This window comes from Solibacillus silvestris (genome assembly GCF_051967575.1).
Classification (GTDB): Bacteria; Bacillota; Bacilli; order Bacillales_A; family Planococcaceae; genus Solibacillus; species Solibacillus silvestris_B.
Window position 1 is genome coordinate 13,516 of the sequence record NZ_JBQCJW010000033.1, and the last position, 20,247, is coordinate 33,762.

The window sequence follows — 20,247 nt, forward strand, 5'->3', positions numbered from 1 at the left end:
CTTATCCGAATCGACCTGAAATATAATCTTCTGTTCGCTGATCTGATGGTGTAGAGAAAATCGTATCTGTCTTATCATATTCTACAACTTCGCCATTTAGGAAAAAGGCTGTTTTGTCGGAAATACGTGCAGCTTGCTGCATATTATGTGTAACGATAACGATGGAATATCGCTCCTTCATCTGTTGAACAAGCTCCTCTACTTTCAATGTTGAAATTGGATCAAGTGCTGAAGTCGGCTCGTCCATTAAAATGACATCCGGCTCAATTGCTAAACAACGTGCGATACAAATACGCTGCTGCTGGCCACCTGATAAACCATACGCATTTTGATTAAGGCGGTCTTTCACTTCATCCCAAATTGCAGCACCGCGCAGTGACTTTTCCACAATCTCATCTAAAATCTTTTTATTCTTTATGCCGTGAATACGCGGCCCGTACGCGATATTATCGTAAATCGATTTCGGGAAAGGATTTGGTTTTTGAAAAACCATGCCGACTTTCGTGCGCAGTTCTTCCACTTCGTATCCGTTTGCGAAAATATTGCGTCCCCGGTAATTGATTTCACCTGTCGTCCTCACAATTGGCACAAGCTCGACCATACGATTTAATGCTTTAATATATGTTGATTTTCCGCAGCCTGAAGGCCCAATAATCGCCGTTACTTCATTTTCCTTCATATCCAGATTAATATCTTTCAATGCATGATGATCACCATACCATAAATTAAAATGATTCGACTGCATTACGACCGACTTCTGATCTTCTATATGAATTGCCTGCACTGTATTGTCTTTCGTTAAAACTTGAACCATTCCACTTCACTCCTAATAACGTTTTTGGAATTTATTCCGAATAAAAATTGCGATCGAATTCATCGTTAACAGCACGATCATTAATACGATGATTCCTGCGGATGCCACATACTGGAACGCTTCTTGCGGACGTTTTGCCCAGTCGAAAATTTGCATCGGCAATGCTGTAAACGTATCTAAATAACCAGTAGGCAAAAATTGCAAAATTACAGGTATACCAATTACGACTAATGGTGCTGTTTCACCGATTGCACGTGATAACGCTAAAATACTGCCTGTCAAAATCCCTGGAATTGCTGCTGGCAATACAACACGGACAATCGTTTGCCATTTTGTCGCACCCATTCCGTATGATGCTTCGCGCTGCTCTTTCGGTACCGAGCGGATCGCTTCTTGAGCAGCTACAATAATGACCGGCAAAATTAATAAACTCATCGTCAGCCCGGCTGCTAAAATACTTTTTTCAAACCCGAATAACCGGACGAAAATCGTCAGCCCTAGTAAACCGAATACAATCGAGGGAACGCCCGCCAAGTTTGAAATATTCATGCGGATAAAATCATTCATTTTATTTTGCTTCGCATATTCCTCCAAATAAATCGCAGTGCTGACACCTAAAATAATGGAAACAGGCGCAACGACCGACATTAGCCATAAGGAGCCGACTAAAGCTGCTTTTATCCCGGCATTTTCAGGTATGCGTGAAGCGAAATTCATTATGAAATCCAAATCCAAATAACCTGATCCTTGCGATAAAATCCGGTATAACAGCATCCCCAATGAAACAAGGGCAAAGCTTGTGGCAATGATAAACACCCATTTCCACATTTTATTTGAAACGAGTCGTTTGTTCATTCGCTTCATGACTAAATCGTCTTGAATATAGCGCATATTAATACTCCTCTCTGAAGCGTTTTGAAATGTATGTTGCGAGCAGATTCATCGTTAATGTAAAAATAAACAATGTGAACCCCACTGCATAAATAGAGTAATAGATTGTCGTTCCATAACCCGCATCACCTGTCGTTACTTGGACAATATATGCAGTCATCGTCTGAATCGAATCCGTAAACCCAAAATCAAACTTCGGTGTAGAGCCGCCTGCCAAAGAGACGATCATCGTTTCGCCTATTGCGCGGGAAATACCTAATACGACAGAAGCAATAATGCCTGATAATGCAGCAGGCAATACAATTTTAACCGCCACTTCAAATTTTGTGGCACCCAATCCTAAAGCCCCTTCACGAATCGAACGAGGAACTGAGCTCATCGCATCTTCAGACATTGAAGTGATCATCGGCAAAATCATTATTCCTACGACAATACCCGGACTGATCGCATTGAAAATTTTCAGATTCGGAATAATCGCCTGGAAAATCGGTGTAATAAACGTTAATGCAAAGAAACCGTAAACAATCGTCGGGACACCCGCAAGTACTTCCAAAATCGGTTTAATAATTTTCCGTGCACGATCCGAAGCATATTCGCTTAAATATATCGCTGCTCCTAAACCGAATGGCACGGCAACAATAATCGCAATTAGCGTAACTTTAAATGTCCCTAATATTAATGGCAGTATTCCATACAAAGGTTCCTTTCCAGAGAACGGCAGCCATTCCGTACCGAATAAATAATCCGTAATCGACACCCGCGTAAAAAATTCTATCGTTTCAAATATTAATGTGAACACAATCCCAAACGTCGTAAGAACCGAAATCGTCGCTGCTAGAAATAAACCAATAGGTACTAACTTTTCGATTACTTTCTTTCCTTTGCGATTGCGCGAGCGCTCGATTAACTGCTGGACGCTTACTTGCTCATGTTGTTTAAGAGCCATGAACGAAAACTCCTTCCACTATTCGTCTATACTGATCAAGGTTAATCAGGCACTTTTTCATTGCACGATTTCACCTTAGTTACTCTCACTAAAAAATGTGCGGGGCATGAGAGCCACCCCACACTATTGATCCTGCACCTATTTTAAGCCTTCCAAAACTTCCAAACTTGCTTCATACTTCTCTGATGGTAAGCTTACATAACCTACAACTTCCGCCATTTCACCGGCATTTTCCAATGTGAATTTAATGAAGTCATATGTTGCTTCATTATCTTTTATCGCACTGTTTTTCACATAGACGAATAATGGACGGGATAATGGAGAGTATTCCCCTGACTCGATCGTATCGTTCGTAGGTTCCACACCATTTACAGTCACGACTTGCAGCTTGTCTTTGTTTTCTAAGTAGTAAGCATAGCCAAAGTAGCCGATCGCATTTTTGTCCGCTGTTACACCTTGCACCAATACATTGTCATCCTCAGATAGTGTTGCTGATTTCACGATGTCTTCGCCGTCTAAAATTACTTCATCAAAGTAATCATAAGTACCTGAATCGGAGCCTGGTGAGTAGAAGACGATTTCTTCAGCCGGCCATGATGGGTCGATATCAGACCATTTTTTTGTAGAGCCGTCTTCCACCCAAATTTGTTTTAATTGATCGACTGTTAAATCTTTTGCCCATGTGTTTTCTGGGTGTACGACTACCGATAACCCATCGTATGCTAATTCAAATTCTGTGTATTCTACGCCTGCATTTTTTAGCTCTTCAACTTCCGAATCTTTAATTGGACGTGAAGCGTTTGAGAAATCCGTCTCACCATTGATGAATTTTTCGAATCCGCCGCCTGTACCGGATACACCAACTGCTACACGTACATCTTTTTGTACCGCTGCGTATTCTTCAACCAATGCTTCTGTAATCGGAGCAACTGTTGACGAACCATCGCCTACTACGTTACCTGTTAATTGTGCGCTGCCAGTTTCAGCTTGTTCAGTTGGAGTTTCGGCAGATGTTGACACCTCTTCTTCATTCTCTTCTCCGCCGCATGCTCCTAAAAATAATGCTGAACCTAGTAAAGCTGTTGATGTGAAGTACTGCCACTTTTTCATTTGTAATTCCTCCGCTTGTTTAAAAAATGTTTTTTCTTACAATTTCAACTATAAGGACAATTTATTGAGCACATATATTCCGCTCGTTAATAGACTGTAAAGGTTTGTAAAGAAAAAAGACAATTTGCGTGCATCTTTCGCAAATTGTCTCAATTTCTTATTATTGAACTTTTTTTACACTCTTTATGTTAATTAGTTTAACCGCATGTTCAGTAAAAGTTGGTTTCTCTTTCTTTGTCTTTACAGTATGTACATGCAACAAAATCGATTTCGCATCTTTTGTATGCGCATAGCCTTCAAATGTTGCATTGTAGAGCACAGTACCATCGCGCAATGTTACTGTAGCTTTTTTCGCGTCGACCAATTCCCGCAAAAACGGGTATGCCTTTACATTCCGCTCCCGTTCTGCACGTACAAGCCGCGGCTCCAATACTAAAAGCAGCCCTTCGAAAATTACGATGTAAATAACGGACATTAAAATAATCAGCCATGGCGGCATATCCATTACTGCTAAAATAACCGCATTGCTTAATGCCCCGATTATTACAACAGTATGCAGAATTTTCTTTTTCATTGAATATTTCTCCTTTAAAAAAATCCCGCAGCATGAAACTACGGGACTTTTATTTTATTCATTTACAGTTTTGACTTCTTCATCCTCATCCAGCTTTTCATCGGAATGATTAATGATCGGTTTTTCCACCTTGCTTGCAGATAGGCCTTCTTCTGCATATTTATCTTTCAGTTCAAAGTAGGAATCCAGTAATTCACGCGCTGTCAAATTCGCCTGAGCTAAATAATTGTTCTTGAAGATTGTTGTCGCCCATGGGTAAATAATTGCATAGGCAATTTCCGGATCATCAAACGGTGCATAGCCTACATGCACAATATTGATCGTGTTTGTTTTCCATTTATCGCGTTGCGGACCATAGTAAACTACCTCTGCCGTACCTGTTTTGCCGGCCGCCGTATAGTCAGCTGTTGCAAATTGTTTTTTTGCTGAACCATTCGTCCCGAAGTATACGCGGCGCAGCCCTTCCTGCACATGCTCAATTTCTTCTTTACTATTTTCGATTTTATTTAAAATTGTCGGTGAAACTTCATCAACAATTTGCCCTAAATGTTCGCCATCTTTGGACGGTTTGCGGATTTCCTTGAGCATGCGCGGCTGGATGCGGTATCCGCCGTTTGCAATCGTTGAAATATATTGTGCCAGCTGCATTGTCGTATACGTATCAAACTGCCCGATCGCCAAGTTGAGCAATTTCACATCCGTATCCGGATCAGCTTGGTAGCCGACTGTTTCACCTGGTAAATCAAGTCCTGTCGGAACCCCAAGTCCGAATTGGGCATATTCATTACGCATCGTCTGCAGCGTGCCTTGCGCCAAGCTGAAGCGCATTCCCGGTGAGTATGTACGCCCGCCGATTCCCATTGCAATCTTAAACATGTAGACATTTGATGAACGCTCCAACGCCGTTAAATCATCCAACATGACACTGCCATGCTGGTTGAATAATGTATTCAGCGTAATATTCCCGATGCGCATCGGAGCATCAAGCATGACAGTTCTCGGCTTAATAACACCCTCGTTATACCCCATTAAAACAGTTGCGGCTTTTACTGTAGAACCAGCTTCATATGCTGTCGTAAATGTGCCGTAGGAATAATCGACAATATATGGCTCCCCTGTTTCTTCATCCTTTTCGATTTTTTTCCCTACAACCGATAATAGCTCGCCCGTTTTTGGGTTCATCGCTACTAAAAACGCACGATCCAGCAATTCCGAGCCACGAAGGGACTTTAAATCAAGCAATTGACGCTCAACAATTTCATCGGCCTTTTGCTGAAGCTCAACATCCAATGTCGTTACTAAATCTTTTCCTGGCTCGCCATCAAAGGTCGTCATCGTTTCCACTACTTGGCCTTTTTTATTCGTGATGTTTTTAACGACGGATTTCTCGCCTTGCAGAATTTCTTCATACTGTGCTTCAAAATAACTTTCCCCTACACGATCATTACGAGAATAATCGCGCGCTAAATAAAAGTTCAATTTCGATTTAGGCACACCTTTACTCGGTACAGTCGTACGCCCTATAATGGCTAAAGGCGACAAACGCACACGCTTCCAGTCTGTCGTTGTGTTCACACCCGGCAATTCGGCCAATTGTTCAGAAACCCGCGCAAATTCCTCATGTGTGACATTTTCTCCTTTAATAATTTGCGGCGATAGGCTGTACCCCGTCATCATTTCGCGGTAAATGGCGAGCACTTCCAAATCAAAGTCGGAAAGCTGCTCAAGTTCTTCATCCGTTATCCGCTCACGAATACGGCGGTCATATTCCTGATTGATTTCCTTTGTCTCTAACTCTTCATTTTCGTTTCGGTACTTCGTCATTTCCTCTTGTGTCACTTTTTCTTTTGCATCGTTAGGATTACGTAAAATCCAAAAATCCAATTTATCCCGATGTGTCACCTTTTCTGTAGGCTGTTCGATTAAGTGTGCTAGCTTTTCGGCTATTTCCAGCATTTCAGAAGATTTTGTCGTTTGCATTTTCGTGTATGTAATCGCATTTTCAGGCTGATTATCCACTAAAATTCGACCATAGCGGTCAAAAATCCGCCCGCGCGGCACACTCGTATTCACCCGGACTTCCTCTGTACGTTCCAATTCGCGCACATAATCCTCGCCTTTTACAATTTGTATATATCCTAGACGGAAAATAAGTACAGAAAACAGAACAAATATGGAAAAGAAAAGGACGTTCATCCGAAACGTTAAACTTGCCCGCTGCTTTGCCTTCGGATTTTGCTGACGGTTTTGCGTAATTTTGCGCAAATGAAATTCCCCTTTCTTACTTTATGTATGCTGTACATGAATGCTTAGTCATGCCCTCTAGTATAACACTGAAAACCCGTTGAAAAAAGAGTTCAGATTTATATTGTTCATCTTTTAGACGGCTTGGCTCTCGTAAAGTTTCACAAAAAAGAAGCTGCACGGTAATTACGTGGAGCTTCTTGGATTATTTATCGATTTCTTGCAACAAGGACGTCACAACGTGCTGTACGTAAAATCCCTTCGGATACAGAGCCAAGGAATAAACGTGCAACTTCCCCTTTTCCTGTGACACCGCAAACAATTAAATCAATTTGTTTTTGCTTCGGAATGTCGCGCGCTATAATATGTTTTGGTGTTCCGTATTCAATTATTTTACCAACCTGCCCGACGCCTGATTGTTGCGCAATTTTTTCATATTCATCCAGCATATCCTTCCTGCTATTAGCCAACTTATCCGCTGAATCAAAATTATAGCCTTCTGAAAATGCAAAGGAGCGAGTATCAATTACGTGGACAATATACAGCCTGCTCCCGACATTATTGAGTGCAACTTGCACTGCTCTCCTAAAAGCGATCATCGATTCTTTTGATTGGTCCACTGCGACTAATATATTTTTGTACGTCATGCTCATTTATTCCTCACCTCTTTATACTTTATTCAATAAACGTTTATTTTATATGTATTTACCTCTTCAATTGGATGGTTAAAACAAAAAACAGCTTTGCAACCGAAGTTACGAAACTGTTTTGAAATTAAAATATTAGTAAGTTGTCCAACCTGCATCTGCTGTAATAATTTGACCGTTGATGAAGCTTGAATCTTCCGAGCCTAAAAATACAGCCAATTTTGCGATTTCCTCAGGGCTCCCAACTCGCGGAATTAATGCAGAGCCTTTTTGTTGTTGAGCTGCACCATATTGACTTACATTTTGCATTGATTGCTGGATGTTCGTCATAACAGCACCTGGTGCGATACCGTTTACACGAATGCCTGATTGAGAGAACATGAATGCCGTATTTTTCGTCAAGCCAACGACCGCATGCTTAGATGCTGTATATGCTGCTCCTGCGCGGCCCCCGTTTAAACCGCCCGCAGAAATATTATTTACGATGACACCATGGCCCTGTTTTAGGAACATGTCTGTTGCAATACGCATTGATTTCATTACAGAAGTCGTATTTACTGCGAAAATCATATCCCAGTGTGCATCGGTAATTTCGTTTACCGGCTCAAAACCGTCCATAATCCCCGCATTGTTTACTAAAATGTCTAATTGACCGTATTTTTCAACTGTAGTATCGAATAATTTTTGCAAATCCTCGTCTTTTGCTACATTCGTTGCGATGGCAATTGCCGTGCCGCCATTTGCATTAATTTCATCAGCAACTGTTTTTGCCCCTTCTCCATTTAAATCCGATACGATTACTTTTGCCCCTTCTTTTGCATAAGCTTCCGCGATTGCTTTCCCCATTCCTGAAGCCGCACCTGTAACGATTGCCACTTTGTCCTGTAATTTCATTGAAAATCTCTCCTTTAATATAGAAGTTATTGTACAACTGTTCAATAAAAATTATAATCTAAACAATAAGAGTGCACAAACAACGGAATATTGTTTTCTGTTTATTATTCAACATTTTTAAAAATACTGTTCAGTAAAGGAGAAAATTTTCCATGGATTTACGTGTAAAAAAGACGCATGAAAGCATACAGCGCGCTTTGCTTATATTGCTGAAAGAAAAATCGCTTGAAAATATTTCGATTGCGGAGCTTTGCCGGATCGCAGAAATTAACCGCGGCACCTTTTACTTGCATTATAAAAATGTACATGGAGTTTTTGAGCGCTATTTTAATGAGATTGTCAAAGATTTAAAAACATCGTACGAAATTCCATACGATTTGACGCGCGATAATATTTCTGATTTAACACCGGAAATGATACAAATTTTTCATCATGTAAAAAAGTACGAACCATTTTATCGGATCGTACTCGACGATAGAATTCCGATCAACTATTATAAAATGCTGTTTGAAACAATTCGATCATTTATCCACTCATGCCATAACCGGCATTTAATTGATATGAATGATGAGCAATTGAGCTTCTTTATAAGCTATTCCGCAAATGCGATCATTGGTTTAATATTGCAATGGCATAACGATGATTATAGACAATCACCGGAAAAGCTGAATAACTATTTAATGACCATCATTCGTGTGAAGCAGTTTGATGTGCTTTAAAAAAGGCAAGTTGCCCAATTCAAGACAACTTACCTCTTATTATTACCGGGCAATTCCGCGTTCATAAATTTCGATCCATTGCTCAGCGGTCATTTTTTTGCAAAGCTCGCCAATCAGTTCATATGGGATATGCTTCGTCGATGTCCAGCGAATACAGCTTTTTCCCAAATTCAGTTTTGTCGGAACCGCCTTTGCATAAGCTTCCTGGAACCACGCGAGCAGTTCCGGCTCACCATAAATGCCCATATGATACAACGCTAAATGCCGCTTTTGGGGCGCAATAGCCAAAAAAGGCAATGGTGTATTAGGTGTTACGTGATACCCCTTCGGATAAGCCGCTAAAGGTACACTATACGCCATCATATTCCGGTCCAATGACTTTTCAAACCCCGGTGGCAGATTTTCTTCGATTGTTACCATTAATTTAATAAAAGCATCATGCCATTTCCCATCAATTTGTGCGATAAACTCATCAAACATCCATTGCACCCCAATCCGATTTATTATAAACAAGCGTAGCAGAAATCCGTAATAAAATACATAAAAGAAGCATGAGAAATAATGAAACTTCTCATGCTTCTTGAAATTATGAATATGATGCATCTGCCGCTTCGCTTTCGATGCAAACTGGTTAATCGTTCAGTAAAAAGTTAATTCCTCGCAATTATTTAGCAGCTTGGAATTTAGCTTCTACTACGTCCCAGTTCACTACGTTCCAGAATGCCCCGATGTAGTCTGGGCGACGGTTTTGGTAGTTTAAGTAGTAAGCGTGCTCCCAAACGTCTAAGCCTAGGATTGGTGTTTTGCCTTCCATTACCGGAGAGTCTTGGTTTGGAGTTGAAGTTACAGCTACACCGTCGCCCTCAACGATTAGCCAAGCCCAGCCTGAACCGAAACGTGTAGTAGCAGCTTTCGCGAATTCTTCTTTGAAAGCGTCAAATGAACCGAATTTTGCATCGATTGCTTTAGCTACTTCACCTACTGGAGTGTTAGAACCGCCTGGAGCGATTACTTCCCAGAATAATGTGTGGTTGGCATGTCCGCCACCGTTGTTACGCACCGCTGTTTGTTTATCAGCTGGTAAAGCATCGATGTCAGCGATTAACTCGTTAATGTCTTTATCAGCGTATTCTGTACCTTCTACTGCTGCGTTTAAGTTCGTTACATAAGTATTGTGGTGTTTAGAGTGGTGAATTTCCATTGTTTTTGCATCGATATGCGGCTCTAATGCGTCGTAAGCGTAAGTTAATTCTGGTAATTTGAATGCCATGATAATATTCCTCCCTGGAACAAATGATTAATGTTGATTACAGTACTAGGTTATCAAAAACTGATCTGTCATTCAATGAAAAAAATAGTAAAACATACAATTCAGCCTTTTGACGGAAAAGCAATGCGTTTCCTGCCTCACCTAATGTTTTGTAATCATTTCCATTATTAGTGTAAGCTATTTCGCCCATTATTTACAACTAATTGCACTGCATTTAAATCGCTATAAAAAATAGAGCAATCATGACTGCCTGAACGATCCCTTTTGTTGCGACAGATGTGAGAAATCCCAAGACCGAACCAACTCCAACTTTGATCGCCTGCCGGAAATTGCTTCGTTCAACGATTAATTCACCAATGATCGCCCCGATGAATGGCCCGGCAATAATCCCGGCGAACGGAATGACGAATGGCCCGACTAATAATCCAATCGTGCTGCCCCACATACCCGCCTTTGAGCCGCCAAATTTTTTAACACCAATTAAGTTGGAAACAGTGTCTGCCGCAAACAGCAATGCAACGAACAATAATTGAATGAGCCAGAACCACCAGGGTAGATCGCTGAAGCTGTAAAATAGACCATATACGATAAAACCGCCTAATAAAAACAGGACGGATGGGATGATCGGGTACACTAAACCAATAAAAGCAACGATAAATAACGCTATAATAAGCACCCATGCAATAATGTCCAACATTGCCACTTCCTTTTATAAGTTCTTCACAAATTATACGAAATAACTGAAGAAAAGATTCAATTTTGTTTTCCCAAGTTTAAATAGGTTTTTTTTCATGTTACACTACTCGTTAAAGGAGCCGTTATACATATGAAAATTTCACACTTGCAATTGTTGATGCATAGCTTGACAAACCCTAAAAAACTAGGTGCTTATCGTATCCTTTCTATCGGAAAAGTAATGCAGTATGCGTTTTTGATGATCACACTATTAACTGCCTTTTCTTTCGGGCAATTTATCAATGGCGGGACGGAAAAGATTTTTAGCTATTCCGAAATCGAGCAATATGCACAAAATGTTCAGTGGATTGTTTATCCGATTGCGATACTTTTTTTATTCGTTTTAAACACTTCGATATACTTCATTAAAGTAAGCTTATATGCGCTTGCCGGACAGTTATTCATCAAGCCGATGAAACGTCGGGGGGAATATCGGCAAGTATGGCGGACAGCCGTATTTGCGAGCACTTGGGCAACATTTCTAACTATGTTCGGAAATTTGTTCCCTATTTCTCCAACTGTTACCACCATGATCAGTATTTTCATTACGATGTTATTCATTATCATTGCCTTAACAAAATATCCAGTTGAAAAATAATAAATCCCCTCTCCATATCATATAGTTTAACAATTCATTTACAAGTTTAATTGTATAGATAAGGAGGGATTTTTTTGCGCATTTTACTAGTTTCTATCGCGCTTTTATTACTCGCATTCGTCGTTAAAGTCGATTTGCAGGAAGGGTCATTGCCTTTAGCCTCTTTTTATGCGACCGAGCAGTCGTGTGATGAAGTGAAGGAACAGAGCTATGTTGTCGTAAAAATTCAGCAAGACGATACGATCTATAGTTTATTTTCAGCAACTCCCTCGCCCGTCAAAACAACTTTTCCGGAAAGACTTGCACAGTTTTACAAGCTCAATCCTCATTTGAATTTGCAGCCGCTCGTTCCCGGCGACACCGTTCTTGTACCGATCATCTCACATGTGAATGAAAATTGTACAAATTGAATTCACAACGTTTCTTCCTTGTTCTTCTTTTCATACACTGATAAAATAAGGAACAGTGACGGCTTACATATCGTTTATATCTGTGGAAAGATAAAACAACATTAACAAGCCTGAGAAGGAGAGAATTTTTCATGAGTGAAATCGTTCACCGTACGAAAACGCGTCCTGTGCGTGTCGGTAATTTAACAATTGGTGGGAACAACGAAGTCGTAATCCAAAGTATGTGCACGACGAAAACACATGATGTTGAAGCAACTGTTGCTGAAATTAAACGTTTAGAAGAGGCTGGATGTCAAATCGTGCGTGTAGCAGTGCCCGATGAGCGCGCTGCAGAAGCAATACCCGAAATAAAAAAACAAATCAATATCCCGTTAGTAGCGGATATTCATTTTGATTACAAATTAGCGCTAAAAGCCATTGAAGGCGGCATCGATAAAGTTCGTATCAACCCAGGCAATATCGGGCGACGCGAAAAAGTAGAGGCAGTGGTAAATGCCGCTAAAGCAAAAGGTATTCCGATTCGTATCGGTGTAAATGCCGGTTCCCTTGAGCGCCATATTCTTGAAAAATACGGCTACCCTACTGCAGACGGAATGGTAGAATCTGCATTGCACCATATTAAAATTTTAGAAGACTTGGATTTCCATGACATTATCGTGTCGATGAAAGCATCAGATGTCAATCTTGCCATTGAAGCATATGAAAAAGCGGCGAAAGCATTTGATTATCCGCTTCATTTAGGGATAACGGAATCAGGCACATTGTTCGCAGGCACTGTAAAATCCGCTGCTGGGTTAGGTGCAATTTTATCTAAAGGTATCGGGAATACATTACGCATTTCATTATCCGCGGATCCGGTTGAAGAGATTAAAGTAGCCCGGGAATTGCTGAAATCATTCGGCTTGGCATCAAATATGGCAACATTGATTTCCTGCCCGACTTGCGGCCGCATCGAAATCGACTTAATTTCAATTGCCAATGAAGTCGAAGAATATATTTCGAAGCTGAATGTCCCTTTAAAAGTTGCGGTGCTTGGCTGTGCGGTAAACGGTCCAGGTGAAGCGCGTGAGGCAGACATCGGGATTGCGGGTGCCCGCGGCGAAGGTCTGTTATTCATGAAAGGAAAAACAGTTCGCAAAGTGCCTGAGGAAACAATGGTGGAAGAGCTGAAAAAAGAAATTGATAAACTAGCTGCTGAAATGGCGGAAAAACGCGCCGCTGAAGCAAACGCATAAGGAATGGAGCATATTGAAATGACGAACTTAAAGCATCGATTTGGCATTGATATCGATGGGACGGTAACATGTCCTGCCACATTGATTCCACATATTAATAAGCAGTACAACATTAATATGACGCTACAGGATGTAACGGAATATGATTTTTTAAGCGGCTTTCCATATGCGGTCAATCGTACAGAATTTCAAAACTGGTTTAAGGAAAATGAGCCTCATATGTATGAAGTGAGCGAGCTTGCCCAAGACGCTAAATCCGTATTGACAGAATGGCAAAAACAATATGAACTTTATTATATTTCCGCTCGCGGCGAAAATGTTTTCGATGTCACAAAAAATTGGTTCGAATCCTTCAAAGTGCCATACGATCATATCGAATGCATTGGAAGCCATAATAAAATCGAAATAGCCAAAAGGCATGGAGTCGAGGCTTTTTTCGAAGACAAACATGATAACGCTGTTGATATTGCAGAACAACTGAATATTCCTGTTGTATTATTTGATACACCATATAATCGAATGCCTGTGCCAAACAACGTGATACGCGTAAACAATTGGCTGGAGGCAAACGAATGGATTCGAAAAAACTTTTAAATTTAAAGGGACTGCCCAGTAATGAAAATTTGCTGATCAGTCCCTTTTTCTCTTCTTCCAAATTAGAAAATAGTTCCGCACTCCGTAATCGTTGTCGCCAAATCTTCACGGTAATGCGCGTCCTGCAAATTTAAACTGTTTACACTCACTTCATTGCCGCCAAGCGATGAATGAATATACTGTTCATTGCCGATATACATTGCGACATGGCCCGGGAAGAAAATCAAATCCCCGATCTTCAAGTTTTCGCGTTCGATTTTGCGCAATGGAAAGCCTTCCAAAATTTTGGCATCGCGGTAAATATAAGCGCCATTCAACATATAGGCCATCGAGACAAGTCCTGAACAATCAATACCTAAAGCCGTCTTTCCGCCCCAGCGATATGGCGCCCCTAGATAACGGAATGCTGTTTCGACTACTTGCTTCCGGAATAGATCTTCATTTGCCGTATAGACTTTTACGCGCTCCTTAATCCAAGCCGAACGCAAATAGCCTATTTCCCCTGTCACAAGCCGCACTTTTGTCCATGCATGATCGAGTCCGGCTTCTAAAATAACTTGTATAAAAGCGCCGCGCGTCAATGTTATGATTTTATCACTCTGAATTTTTGGTCTTGAAAGCACATCCGCAAAGCTTTGCATCACTACATAATTCGCTTCCGCAATCCAGTCTGCCAGCATATCGCTTCCAAGCTGCAAATTCGATTTTAATGTATAACCTTCATAACGATAAAACGTCCGGATCATGGCCCATTCATCATCAATGTCCTCAACTATTTCCACCGGCATTCCGTATAGTGCCTCATCAACTAGCTCTGAATGTAGATCTGTTTTATTATGTAGATTTGCAATCATTACATTTACTACTGCATTCAAAGTATTCACTCCCTGTCATTTCGTATAATGCTCATATACAATTTTCGAGATCGCACCTATCATTTGCTTCGCTTTATCATTATCCGTTACTTCCGTAATAAAAACACCGATAAAATAGTCGCTTTGTTTCGTAAAAACAATTCCCGCGTCATGATCAACCGTATCAAGTCCGCCTGTTTTATGCGCCATTTTCACATCATCGACGATATAGCGTTTCAGTGATTCATAACTGCGCTGACGGCATAAAATATCGATCGCCACTCTATTCCAATCGCTTGAAAGCAGTTTCCCCTCATAAATGAGCCGGAATAAATGCTGCATATCGCTTGCGGTTGTCTCATTATCAAACCCTAGCTTTTGACGCTTAAAATCCATCATTTTGCGTTGTACCTGTGTATTTTGCAAGCCTATTTCCTTAAAGTAAAAATTCAGCGCTTCCATTCCCAATAAATCGATGCACGCATTTGTTGCTGTATTGTCGCTCGTGATTGTCATCCATAGCAGCAGTTCATGCAATGTTGCACTAGTTTGCTTTTGCTCTGTTATGACACTGAAATCCACGATATTTTCATCGGCGATTTCAAGAACTTGCTGCAAATCCCCGTTTGTTTTCTGCAGATGCGCCAAAATCGCAATTAAAATCGGGACTTTAATGACGCTTGCACTGCTGAACACTTCCTGCCCGCGAATTTCCAGAACCGCCTTACTCGTTTTGTAGTCTTGCACTGCAATATGCACTTTATATGGACACTGTTCTATCAACTGCTTTATTTGTTCTTGCATACTGTCACCCTACTACCCGGATTACTTTATTTGTTGCATCCAGCTCAATGGATCTGCCAAGCGGCAAAGACATTGTCGGCAAAATGTGGCCACATGTCACATTCTTTAAAATCGGAATATTCAATGGCACTAAAATTTCGCCGAACACTGTCTCCAAACTTAAGTTATTTTCTGGATTTTTCGTATCCATAGGACCACAATCCGTCCAACTGCCAAGCAAAATCCCCGATAGTTCATGCAGTTTTCCTGACAATGCAAGCTGTGTCAGCATACGGTCAATTCGCTGCACATTTTCGTCGATATCTTCCAAAAACAATATTTTGCCTTTTAGGTCAATTTCATATGGGGTGCCTAAAGAAGCGACAACAAGCGTTAAATTTCCGCCGACCAGTTCGCCTGCGGCAAAACCTTGCACAAGTGTCACAAACTCTTCCCCTTGAGCATTTTCAAGTATATACTTATGCTGCCCAGTATTTGTCACACTTTGCATGAAATAATTCCATGTGTAATCATCCATTTTGTCCTGGATGAATTCCGTCGACGGCATCGGTGTATGATATGTGACAAACCCGCATTGCTGATTAAAAACAATATGCAATGCCGTGACATCGCTATATCCTGCAAATACTTTCGGATTGTTTTTGATCATTTCCAAATCAAGCTTCGGCAAAATTCGTGTAGCTCCATAACCGCCTCTAATACAAAAAATTCCGGCGATTTCCGGGTTTCGGAACATTGCATTCAACTCATTTGCCCGCAAATCATCCGATCCACCGAAATATCCATGACGCACTTTACATGTTTCTCCAACGACCACATTAAATCCAAGCTTTTCAACAGCCTCAATCGCGGGCTGCAGCCGCTCTTTTGGGGTTGCGCCTGATGCGCTCACCAATGCAACCGTATCCCCTTTTTTTAGCGCTTTTGGAATAACCAACGCCATTGTTCACACCCCCACTTTTACGATATGCGCTTTGTATTGCTCCTGCTCTTCTTTGTTTGCCAGCACGAAATGCCCTTTCTCAATTTCCGCAAACTCCGGCGGGTCCATGTCGTATTGATGCACGGCCGGGTCATATACTTGTAGCTTCTTTAAGCGCTCCTTATACGGATTCGGCTCCGGTACTGCGGCTAATAAAGCTTTCGTATATGGGTGAAGCGGATTATTGAAAAGCTTTTCCGTTTCACCGAGTTCGACAATCTTCCCTTTGTAAATTACCGCTGTACGGTCTGTAATAAAGCGGACAATCGACAAGTCATGCGCGATAAATAAGTATGTCAGCTCTCGCTGTTCCTGCAAGCTTGATAAAAGGTTCAACACTTGTGCACGTATCGACACGTCCAACGCGGAAATCGGTTCGTCTGCTACGACAAATTCCGGCTCCATTACAAGTGCGCGCGCGATTCCGATACGTTGACGCTGGCCTCCCGAAAATTCATGAGGGAACCGGGAAGCGAATTCCGGCAGCAATCCGACTTCTAGCAACGCTTTTTTGACTTTTTCGATGCGTTCTTGCTCACTGCTGTATTTTTTATTATTTATCAATCCTTCTGAAACGATATAGTCCACTTTTGCGCGTTCATTTAAAGAAGCGCCAGGATCTTGGAAAATCATTTGAATTTTTTGCGTAATTTCCCGATCCCATGCACTTGAAATTCGGCCATTTATTTTTTCGCCGTGGAATAAAATTTCGCCGCTCGAAATCGGATTAATGCGCATAATGGCACGACCAATCGTTGTTTTGCCTGAGCCCGACTCGCCTACAAGACCAAATGTTTCGCCTTTGTATATATCAAAACTTACATCATCCACGGCTTTGAATTGCTTTTTTCCGCTTCCGAACACAATGTCGATATTTTTCACTTCAATCAGTTTTTCTTTTGCTGCATTATTCATTTGCATATTGTCTCCCCTCTTCAAAAAATGCTTGCAACACTTCGGGAGGCTCTACCTTTGGCGCCTTTGAATCAAGCAGCCATGTGCGTGCAAAATGGGTATCTGTCACTTTAAAAAAAGGCGGGCGTTCAACAAAGTCGATTTTCAGCGCATATTGATTTCTTGGCGCGAATGCATCCCCCTTGATTTCCTTAAATAAATTCGGGGGTGTTCCTTTAATCGAGTATAATTCTTCCCCTTTAACGCCCAGTTGCGGCAATGAAGAAATCAATGCCCATGTATAAGGATGCTTTGCGTTGAAAAATACCTCATCCGTCTGACCTACCTCGATAATATCCCCTGCATACATAACGGCAATCCGATCCGCAACTTTTGCGACCACCCCTAAATCATGCGTAATATAAATGGTCGTCAGTAAATACTTTTCCTGCAAGTTTGATAAAAGCTGCAAAATTTGCGCCTGTATCGTTACATCTAATGCGGTGGTAGGCTCATCGCATATTAATATTTGAGGGTTGCATGCAACTGCGATTGCGATGACAATCCGCTGGCGCATTCCTCCCGAAAATTCATGCGGATATTGCTTATAGCGGCGTGCTACATCATGTATCCCGACATCACGCAATAGCTGCAATGTTTTTTCATATGCATCACTTCCTTTTAAACCTTGGTGCAGCACGACACTTTCTTCGATTTGCTTGCCGATTGTTTTAAGCGGATTCAATGATGTCATCGGATCTTGAGTCACCATCGCTATTTTTTTGCCGCGTACTTTCAGCCAATCTGCCTCTGTTTTGAATTTTGACAAATCATGTCCATCGTAATTTATTTGGCCTGAATCAATATAGCCGTTTTTATCGAGCAAACCCATAATGGATTTCACTAAAACAGATTTCCCTGAACCTGATTCACCTACAATCGCAAGGCTTTCCCCTTTATACAAATCTAGTGAAATATCACGAATGGCCGTTAATGTTTGACCGCGCAATTTAAATTTAATGACCAAATTATCGATTGATAATATTTTTTCCTGTTCCATCCAACGCCATCCTCCTTATACGTGATTTTTCGGATCTGCCGCATCCGCAAATGCATTCCCAATAATATAAAAGGCGATCGTAATCACACTGAGCACAATACTCGGGAAAATAAGCTGGTAGCGTAAATCCGGCGACATCATCAGTACACGGCCTTCATTAATCAAGTTCCCCAATGACGGTTCGCTCACCGGGAGTCCTAATCCAATATACGTTAAAAATACTTCTGCGCCTATTGCTGCCGGGACCGCTAAACTCATACGCAGCATAATAACGGAAATTAAATACGGCAACAAGTTTTTGACGATGATTTTATAGCCCGGCGTCCCCAAAGTTTTTGACGCCAAATTATACTCCCGATCCCGTAAAATAACGATTTGATTCCGCAGAAACCGTGCCATTTCCACCCATCCTGTAATACACATCGCAATAATGATCGTCGATACTCCTGGTCGTAAAATATAGGCCATTAAAATCAAGACAATCGTTGTCGGAATATTGTCCACTATGTTGTAAAGCTGGGTGATCGGAACTTCAAGTTTACGTGAATAGCCCCATAATGCACCGACAGAAAAGCCGATCAGCACTTCGATTAACGCTACAGTAAAACCGATAAACAAAGACGTTCTCGTCCCTTCCCAAATCCGGGCCCATAAATCCTGGCCAATCGAGTTCGTGCCGAATATATATTCATCATTCGGCGCCACATTCCGGTCTTGCATCCCCGTTTCTGTATTCAGATAAATTTGGGTCGGCGATTTTTGGTCTGGTAAATATGGCTGGATAAATGTAAAAACAATTAACAGCACAACAAATGCCAATAAAAAAACCGCAATTTTGTTTTTTCTAAAGGATCGGAAAGTTGATCGCCAATAGGAATAATTTGAATATGCTGTTTCTTCCGCTCTTGCATCGTCAATATTCGCAAATTCAAATAATTCATCATGTAATTGTTCATTCGATTTTTCCGAAATATTCTGAATTTCATTCGTAAATAATCCCATTAGCGTACACTGTCCCCTTTCCCCAGCTTAATTCGCGGGTCGACAATCGCCATCAGCAAATCCCCCAAAATCAAACCAATAATTCCTAGCGAAGAAAATACAAGGACAAGGCCTTGTACGACATTATTATCCTGGCGCTGAATCGCATCAACCAATAATCCGCCCATGCCCGGAATCGAAAATAACGATTCAATATAAATCGAACCGGTAATCGTGAATAAAATAGTCGCCGGCAAATATTGCGCCATTGGGATAAAAGCATTTCTCATGACATGGCGGAACATGATTGTACGCTCTGCTACCCCTTTTGCGCGTGCAAGCTTAATATAATCTTTATTCAGCTCATCTACCATATAGCGTCTCATCCACATCGCATAAGAAGCAATCGGGCCGAGCGCCAAACAAATGAGCGGCAAAATAAAGCTCCGCGGATTGTATTCATCGAAAAGCATCGGCAAGTTAAACCAGTCCGAAATATACATTTGGATCAGCAAAAAATATACCATCGCCGGTACAGCCACAATGAAGACAATATAGCCCGTTCCTAAACGATCCAGCCAGCGTCCCTTGAATTGCGCCATTAAAATGCCTAAAGGAACACCAACTAAAAGTGATAAAGCGACTGCCCCTAAACCAAAAACTATAGAATACATCATTTTATCCTGAATAATATCCAAAACCGGAACATCTGTGCGATATGTAATCGATTTTCCTAAATCCCCTTGAAATAAATTCACATAGAAATTTTTCAGCTGTACTAATAGCGGATCACGCAAGCCTAAATTAGTTAAATACACTTCTTGCTGTTCAAGCGTCATTTTCTCCGCCGCTGCTCCTAAATAGCCCTCATCAGGCATTAAACGTAACAGGGAGAAAACAATCGTAATAATGATGAATAATGTCAAAACTGACTGCGCTATACGTTTTCCGAGGTATTTCAGCATGCGCGCATCCTCCTTCTCACTATCAA

Annotated in this window: 23 protein-coding genes; 5 read left to right on the forward strand and 18 right to left on the reverse strand. The window is 41.3% G+C overall.

The features are described from left to right. Position 1 precedes the first annotated feature (1 nt). From pstB to ACTHOQ_RS15750, 8 genes are all read right to left on the reverse strand, one after another. On the reverse strand, positions 2-745 hold the full coding sequence (pstB, locus tag ACTHOQ_RS15715) for a phosphate ABC transporter ATP-binding protein PstB (protein ID WP_440497118.1): 744 nt from the start codon (positions 743-745) through the stop codon (positions 2-4). A gap of 81 nt (positions 746-826) precedes the next feature. Further along, on the reverse strand, positions 827-1,705 hold the full coding sequence (gene pstA / locus ACTHOQ_RS15720; RefSeq protein ID WP_440497091.1) for a phosphate ABC transporter permease PstA: 879 nt from the start codon (positions 1,703-1,705) through the stop codon (positions 827-829). Between the two features lies 1 nt (position 1,706). After that, the gene (pstC, locus tag ACTHOQ_RS15725; protein ID WP_440497092.1) at positions 1,707-2,651 is read right to left on the reverse strand and encodes a phosphate ABC transporter permease subunit PstC; all 945 of its coding nucleotides are present in this window, start codon (positions 2,649-2,651) and stop codon (positions 1,707-1,709) included. 138 nt (positions 2,652-2,789) lie between these two features. Beyond that, the gene (locus ACTHOQ_RS15730; protein WP_440497093.1) at positions 2,790-3,761 is read right to left on the reverse strand and encodes a PstS family phosphate ABC transporter substrate-binding protein; all 972 of its coding nucleotides are present in this window, start codon (positions 3,759-3,761) and stop codon (positions 2,790-2,792) included. Positions 3,762-3,921: 160 nt separating this feature from the next. Beyond that, positions 3,922-4,335 (reverse strand): response regulator, encoded by a 414-nt coding sequence (locus tag ACTHOQ_RS15735; protein WP_440497094.1) that lies wholly within the window; start codon positions 4,333-4,335, stop codon positions 3,922-3,924. Between the two features lie 54 nt (positions 4,336-4,389). Then, complete coding sequence (locus tag ACTHOQ_RS15740) at positions 4,390-6,600, reverse strand: peptidoglycan D,D-transpeptidase FtsI family protein (protein ID WP_440497095.1); 2,211 nt, start codon at positions 6,598-6,600, stop codon at positions 4,390-4,392. Positions 6,601-6,788: 188 nt separating this feature from the next. After that, positions 6,789-7,232 (reverse strand): universal stress protein, encoded by a 444-nt coding sequence (locus tag ACTHOQ_RS15745; protein ID WP_440497096.1) that lies wholly within the window; start codon positions 7,230-7,232, stop codon positions 6,789-6,791. A gap of 129 nt (positions 7,233-7,361) precedes the next feature. After that, entirely contained in the window at positions 7,362-8,120 is a 759-nt protein-coding gene (locus ACTHOQ_RS15750; RefSeq protein WP_440497097.1) for an SDR family oxidoreductase, read from the reverse strand. Positions 8,121-8,272: 152 nt separating this feature from the next. Between ACTHOQ_RS15750 and ACTHOQ_RS15755 the strand changes: the two genes are divergently transcribed. Beyond that, on the forward strand, positions 8,273-8,839 hold the full coding sequence (locus tag ACTHOQ_RS15755) for a TetR/AcrR family transcriptional regulator (RefSeq protein WP_440497098.1): 567 nt from the start codon (positions 8,273-8,275) through the stop codon (positions 8,837-8,839). Between the two features lie 42 nt (positions 8,840-8,881). On the opposite strand, the gene ACTHOQ_RS15760 is transcribed toward ACTHOQ_RS15755, so the two are convergent. From ACTHOQ_RS15760 to ACTHOQ_RS15770, 3 genes are all read right to left on the reverse strand, one after another. Beyond that, on the reverse strand, positions 8,882-9,319 hold the full coding sequence (locus ACTHOQ_RS15760) for a DUF1801 domain-containing protein (protein ID WP_440497099.1): 438 nt from the start codon (positions 9,317-9,319) through the stop codon (positions 8,882-8,884). Between the two features lie 184 nt (positions 9,320-9,503). Beyond that, positions 9,504-10,109, reverse strand: a complete 606-nt coding sequence (locus ACTHOQ_RS15765; protein ID WP_440497100.1) for a superoxide dismutase — start codon at positions 10,107-10,109, stop codon at positions 9,504-9,506. A 214-nt stretch (positions 10,110-10,323) separates the two neighbouring features. Further along, positions 10,324-10,803, reverse strand: coding sequence for a DUF456 domain-containing protein (locus tag ACTHOQ_RS15770; protein WP_440497119.1), 480 nt, complete (start codon positions 10,801-10,803; stop codon positions 10,324-10,326). A 132-nt stretch (positions 10,804-10,935) separates the two neighbouring features. Between ACTHOQ_RS15770 and ACTHOQ_RS15775 the strand changes: the two genes are divergently transcribed. The 4 genes from ACTHOQ_RS15775 to ACTHOQ_RS15790 all read left to right on the forward strand — a co-directional run bounded on the left by ACTHOQ_RS15775 (position 10,936) and on the right by ACTHOQ_RS15790 (position 13,681). Then, positions 10,936-11,442 (forward strand): DUF1189 family protein, encoded by a 507-nt coding sequence (locus ACTHOQ_RS15775; RefSeq protein WP_440497101.1) that lies wholly within the window; start codon positions 10,936-10,938, stop codon positions 11,440-11,442. 74 nt (positions 11,443-11,516) lie between these two features. Next, positions 11,517-11,852, forward strand: a complete 336-nt coding sequence (gene yqfZ / locus ACTHOQ_RS15780; protein ID WP_440497102.1) for a protein YqfZ — start codon at positions 11,517-11,519, stop codon at positions 11,850-11,852. A 131-nt stretch (positions 11,853-11,983) separates the two neighbouring features. Continuing rightward, positions 11,984-13,087 (forward strand): flavodoxin-dependent (E)-4-hydroxy-3-methylbut-2-enyl-diphosphate synthase, encoded by a 1,104-nt coding sequence (gene ispG / locus ACTHOQ_RS15785; protein ID WP_440497103.1) that lies wholly within the window; start codon positions 11,984-11,986, stop codon positions 13,085-13,087. Positions 13,088-13,105: 18 nt separating this feature from the next. Then, on the forward strand, positions 13,106-13,681 hold the full coding sequence (locus ACTHOQ_RS15790) for a hypothetical protein (RefSeq protein ID WP_440497104.1): 576 nt from the start codon (positions 13,106-13,108) through the stop codon (positions 13,679-13,681). A 62-nt stretch (positions 13,682-13,743) separates the two neighbouring features. Here the strand turns inward: ACTHOQ_RS15790 and ACTHOQ_RS15795 are convergent, their stop codons facing one another. From ACTHOQ_RS15795 to ACTHOQ_RS15825, 7 genes are read right to left on the reverse strand one after another with little or no spacing between them, the layout of a single operon-like run. After that, entirely contained in the window at positions 13,744-14,565 is an 822-nt protein-coding gene (locus tag ACTHOQ_RS15795) for a C40 family peptidase (protein WP_440497105.1), read from the reverse strand. Positions 14,566-14,571: 6 nt separating this feature from the next. Beyond that, positions 14,572-15,339, reverse strand: coding sequence for a serine hydrolase (locus tag ACTHOQ_RS15800; RefSeq protein WP_440497106.1), 768 nt, complete (start codon positions 15,337-15,339; stop codon positions 14,572-14,574). A 4-nt stretch (positions 15,340-15,343) separates the two neighbouring features. Next, positions 15,344-16,282 carry a S66 peptidase family protein gene (locus ACTHOQ_RS15805; RefSeq protein ID WP_440497107.1) on the reverse strand — a complete coding sequence of 313 codons (939 nt, stop codon included), beginning with the start codon at positions 16,280-16,282 and terminating at the stop codon, positions 15,344-15,346. A gap of 3 nt (positions 16,283-16,285) precedes the next feature. Further along, a complete protein-coding gene (locus ACTHOQ_RS15810) occupies positions 16,286-17,236 on the reverse strand; it encodes an oligopeptide/dipeptide ABC transporter ATP-binding protein (protein ID WP_440497120.1) in 951 nt (316 codons plus the stop codon). Next, positions 17,229-18,275, reverse strand: a complete 1,047-nt coding sequence (locus tag ACTHOQ_RS15815) for an ABC transporter ATP-binding protein (protein WP_440497108.1) — start codon at positions 18,273-18,275, stop codon at positions 17,229-17,231. The genes ACTHOQ_RS15810 and ACTHOQ_RS15815 overlap by 8 nt, the downstream gene beginning before the upstream one ends. A 15-nt stretch (positions 18,276-18,290) precedes the next feature. Next, entirely contained in the window at positions 18,291-19,277 is a 987-nt protein-coding gene (locus ACTHOQ_RS15820) for an ABC transporter permease (protein WP_440497109.1), read from the reverse strand. After that, positions 19,277-20,221 carry an ABC transporter permease gene (locus ACTHOQ_RS15825; protein WP_440497110.1) on the reverse strand — a complete coding sequence of 315 codons (945 nt, stop codon included), beginning with the start codon at positions 20,219-20,221 and terminating at the stop codon, positions 19,277-19,279. Before ACTHOQ_RS15825 ends, ACTHOQ_RS15820 begins: the two co-directional genes overlap by 1 nt. Between the last annotated feature and the right edge of the window lie 26 nt (positions 20,222-20,247).

Bases quoted from the DNA above. Each gene is read 5' to 3' on its own strand.
- ACTHOQ_RS15735 (WP_440497094.1), bottom strand. From the start codon at position 4,335: ATGAAAAAGAAAATTCTGCATACTGTTGTAATAATCGGGGCATTAAGC.
- ACTHOQ_RS15745 (WP_440497096.1), bottom strand. From the start codon at position 7,232: ATGAGCATGACGTACAAAAATATATTAGTCGCAGTGGACCAATCAAAA.
- ACTHOQ_RS15810 (WP_440497120.1), bottom strand. From the start codon at position 17,236: ATGAATAATGCAGCAAAAGAAAAACTGATTGAAGTGAAAAATATCGAC.
- ACTHOQ_RS15825 (WP_440497110.1), bottom strand. From the start codon at position 20,221: ATGCTGAAATACCTCGGAAAACGTATAGCGCAGTCAGTTTTGACATTA.
- ACTHOQ_RS15820 (WP_440497109.1), bottom strand. From the start codon at position 19,277: ATGGGATTATTTACGAATGAAATTCAGAATATTTCGGAAAAATCGAAT.
- ACTHOQ_RS15815 (WP_440497108.1), bottom strand. From the start codon at position 18,275: ATGGAACAGGAAAAAATATTATCAATCGATAATTTGGTCATTAAATTT.
- ACTHOQ_RS15750 (WP_440497097.1), bottom strand. From the start codon at position 8,120: ATGAAATTACAGGACAAAGTGGCAATCGTTACAGGTGCGGCTTCAGGA.
- ACTHOQ_RS15790 (WP_440497104.1), top strand. From the start codon at position 13,106: ATGACGAACTTAAAGCATCGATTTGGCATTGATATCGATGGGACGGTA.
- ACTHOQ_RS15760 (WP_440497099.1), bottom strand. From the start codon at position 9,319: ATGTTTGATGAGTTTATCGCACAAATTGATGGGAAATGGCATGATGCT.
- pstB (WP_440497118.1), bottom strand. From the start codon at position 745: ATGCAGTCGAATCATTTTAATTTATGGTATGGTGATCATCATGCATTG.
- ACTHOQ_RS15775 (WP_440497101.1), top strand. From the start codon at position 10,936: ATGAAAATTTCACACTTGCAATTGTTGATGCATAGCTTGACAAACCCT.
- ACTHOQ_RS15730 (WP_440497093.1), bottom strand. From the start codon at position 3,761: ATGAAAAAGTGGCAGTACTTCACATCAACAGCTTTACTAGGTTCAGCA.
- ACTHOQ_RS15800 (WP_440497106.1), bottom strand. From the start codon at position 15,339: ATGCAAGAACAAATAAAGCAGTTGATAGAACAGTGTCCATATAAAGTG.
- pstA (WP_440497091.1), bottom strand. From the start codon at position 1,705: ATGCGCTATATTCAAGACGATTTAGTCATGAAGCGAATGAACAAACGA.
- ispG (WP_440497103.1), top strand. From the start codon at position 11,984: ATGAGTGAAATCGTTCACCGTACGAAAACGCGTCCTGTGCGTGTCGGT.
- pstC (WP_440497092.1), bottom strand. From the start codon at position 2,651: ATGGCTCTTAAACAACATGAGCAAGTAAGCGTCCAGCAGTTAATCGAG.
- ACTHOQ_RS15755 (WP_440497098.1), top strand. From the start codon at position 8,273: ATGGATTTACGTGTAAAAAAGACGCATGAAAGCATACAGCGCGCTTTG.
- ACTHOQ_RS15805 (WP_440497107.1), bottom strand. From the start codon at position 16,282: ATGGCGTTGGTTATTCCAAAAGCGCTAAAAAAAGGGGATACGGTTGCA.
- ACTHOQ_RS15765 (WP_440497100.1), bottom strand. From the start codon at position 10,109: ATGGCATTCAAATTACCAGAATTAACTTACGCTTACGACGCATTAGAG.